This is a genomic window from Chloroflexota bacterium, assembly GCA_009840625.1.
Classification (GTDB): domain Bacteria; phylum Chloroflexota; class UBA11872; order UBA11872; family VXNJ01; genus VXNJ01.
On record VXNJ01000003.1, the window covers coordinates 1 to 2,983 of the forward strand.

The following is a 2,983-nucleotide window of genomic DNA, read 5'->3' on the forward strand; positions in this document are numbered from 1 at the left end:
TGACGGGGGGTTGACACGACTTTAGGATATACCCACTTGTCAAGCAAATTGTTGACTTTGAAAGGAGGCCATCATGCCGGTAGGACCTAGAGGGGAGAAGCGACCGGCGGACGTCATCGGTTGTGCCGTGATGGTGGCCAAGATAGCCACCGGGGAGTTGGAAGAGGAACTGTCCGCCGAATCCCAAGACACCGAGGCCAAGAGCGAGGCCGGTAAGAAGGGCGGTAAGGCACGGGCCGGAGCTCTCACCCCAGAGAGGCGGACCGAGATTGCCCAGGCCGGGGCAAAGGCCCGGTGGAACAAGGAGACCGGCGATGTCGCCGCGTAGCCGCCGACAAGCGGCCACAAAAGCCCCCCCCGACCTTTGACCATCCGTATCTGTCCGGGAACGCCCTGGTGTGCGGCGACAACCTGGACATCCTCCGCGAGCTCCCCAACGAATGTATTGACCTGATTTATGCCGACCCTCCCTTCAACTCGAACCACAACTACGTTGCGGCCTTCGGCGACAAGGGCGGGGTAGATGCCCAGCTCCGGGACATTTGGCGGTGGACCGTTGAGACCGAACGTGCCTATCAGCGACTCCCTCACGGCCCACTGCTGGACGCAATCAACGCCGTCCGGCTCCTAAGCGGCAACACTTCCCCTATGGCCGCCTACGCGGTCTTCATGGTCCGGCGGCTGGCAGAGTGCTGGCGGGTGTTGAAGCCTACGGGGAGTCTATACCTTCATTGCGACCCCAACGCCAATTGGCTCCTGCGGATACTGGTCGAAGCCGTTTTTGGAACCAGTCAATTTAGGAACGAAATAATCTGGGAAAGAACCAGGGGACGATCGGACGGCAGACAATGGGGGAACGTCACCGACACGATTCTCTTTTGCAGCCAATCGAATAGCTACCATTGGCGCAACGTCTACAAGGAAAGGCTGGCTGATGGGGACCAAACGACTGGTGATTTGACCGCTGCGGAAACCCGGAATGGTATTTCCGGAGAACCTTGGCGTGGGTACAACCCTACGGACTTTGGTCGACATTGGGCTGTGCCGCGCAACAGTCGATTTGCGGAATGGATTGAGGAAAACCGCATACCCGGCTACCTTGCGATAGACGACCCCCACGACCGATTGGATGCCTTGGACGCTGCCGGGATGGTTACCTGGTCTGAAAATGGACGGCCTTCCATCGTGCGCCCGTCCGAAGCGAGTGCGGGAGCGAAAGTCAATAACCTGTGGTACGACATCACCCGGGCGGACGGCGGCGAACGCATTGGCTACCCCACACAGAAGCCATTGGCCCTGCTGGAACGAATCGTTAGGGCCAGTTGCCCGCCGGAGGGACTGTTGCTGGACCCGTTCTGCGGGTGCGGGACGGCGGCGGATGCAGCGGCCAAGCTGGGCCGGGGCTACTTGGGGATAGACGTAAGCGCCATAGCCGTAAGGGTGATGGAGCAACGGCTGGCCAGCCGGGGCGGGGCGGCAACGCCAGTTGTGTACAAGCTGGGCTGGGAAGACTACGAATGGGAAGAGTTTGAGCGACGGGCATTGATGGGCCGGTCCGATGCGGAGGACGGGCGCCCCGGCCACGAATGGGCCGAGGATAAGGTTGCGGGGTTGCTCAACGCGGTACCCAATGCCCAGAAGGTAGGGGACGGCGGGGTTGACGCCCGCTATTACGCTGAATCCGACGTGGTAATCCCGATCCAGGTGAAAATGCACAAGGGGCAGATAGGCCGGCCCGACCTGGACCGGTTGCTGGGCGTACAGGCCAGTTGGCTGAACCAGGGGCAGAACGCCCCCATGTCGGTAATGGTAACGCTCTACCCTCCCAGAGAAGGGTTGCGAGTATTTGCCGAGCAACAAGGCCAGGTAGCCGTGCGGGGCGCTGACTATCCGGTAATGCAGGTGTTGAGCGTTCAGGAAATGCTGACCCAAGAGGAACGGCCCAAGCTGCCGCCGGTGGACCCGCGTTGGCTGGTAGGGAACACTCAGACCAGACTTTCCCTTTCATAGTGAACAAATGCTTGACAGATAAGCCGGTTTCCCCTATACTACGGGTATGGCGAATCGACTTTCTAAAGACAAGCAAATCCAGATACTCAACCTGCTGGTGGAAGGTTCCTCGATGCGGTCCATCAGCCGCGTAACCGGCGTATCCATCAACACCGTTACCAAGTTGTTGGTTGACGCCGGTGAAGCCTGTGCTAAGTTCCACGATGAAACTGTCCGGGGAGTTCAGGCCCGCAAGGTTCAATGCGATGAAGTCTGGAGCTTCTGCTACGCCAAGCGGCGGAACGTGGAGCGGGCGGTGGCTGCGCCGGAAGGAGCCGGGGACGTGTGGACCTGGACGGGTATAGACGCGGATAGCAAGCTGATAGTTTCCTGGCACGTCAGCCCTGGTCGGGATTCCGATGCAGCCATTGAGATTATGGACGATATGCGGGCGCGGCTGGAAAACCGGGTCCAAATAACCACCGATGGATTGAAGTCATACTTGGAAGCCATTGAGGGCGCGTTTGGCGGCGACGTGGACTATGCCCAACTGGTGAAGTTGTATGGGCCGGCCCCGGCTGAAGATGCCCGCCGGTACTCGCCGGTGGAGTGCATCGGGGCGCGCAAGGAAACAGTCCAGGGCGACCCTGATTGGGACCATATCAGCACTTCCTACGTGGAACGGCAAAACCTGACAATGAGAATGGGGATGCGGCGGTTCACCAGGCTAACCAACGGCTTCAGCAAGAAGCTGGAGAACCACTGCCACATGCTGGCCCTGTACTTTGTTCATTACAATTTCTGCCGGCCCCATACCAAGTTGAACAAGCGTGCCGGCGGGTACAAGACCAGTCCGGCGATGGCGGCGGGATTGACAGACCAGGTTTACGATGTGGATTGGCTGGTGGACCTGGTGAACGCGGCTCAGCCGGTACTGGGAAAGCGCGGACCCTACGGCCCTCGCAAATCCGCAATTTCAAACTGAGACACTACC

The 2,983-nt window shown here is 59.6% G+C and carries 3 protein-coding genes; all 3 read left to right on the forward strand.

What is annotated here, in order from left to right:
• Nucleotides 1-73 precede the first annotated feature (73 nt).
• Genes F4X41_04015 through F4X41_04025 form a run of 3 tightly spaced genes read left to right on the forward strand, consistent with a single transcriptional unit; the run spans nt 74 to nt 2,974 of the window.
• A complete protein-coding gene (locus tag F4X41_04015) occupies nt 74-328 on the forward strand; it encodes an RNA-binding protein (GenBank protein ID MYB16189.1) in 255 nt (84 codons plus the stop codon).
• Nucleotides 295-2,010 carry a hypothetical protein gene (locus F4X41_04020; protein MYB16190.1) on the forward strand — a complete coding sequence of 572 codons (1,716 nt, stop codon included), beginning with the start codon at nt 295-297 and terminating at the stop codon, nt 2,008-2,010. Before F4X41_04015 ends, F4X41_04020 begins: the two co-directional genes overlap by 34 nt.
• A 46-nt stretch (nt 2,011-2,056) precedes the next feature.
• On the forward strand, nt 2,057-2,974 hold the full coding sequence (locus F4X41_04025; GenBank protein ID MYB16191.1) for a DDE-type integrase/transposase/recombinase: 918 nt from the start codon (nt 2,057-2,059) through the stop codon (nt 2,972-2,974).
• The last annotated feature ends 9 nt before the right edge of the window (nt 2,975-2,983 follow it).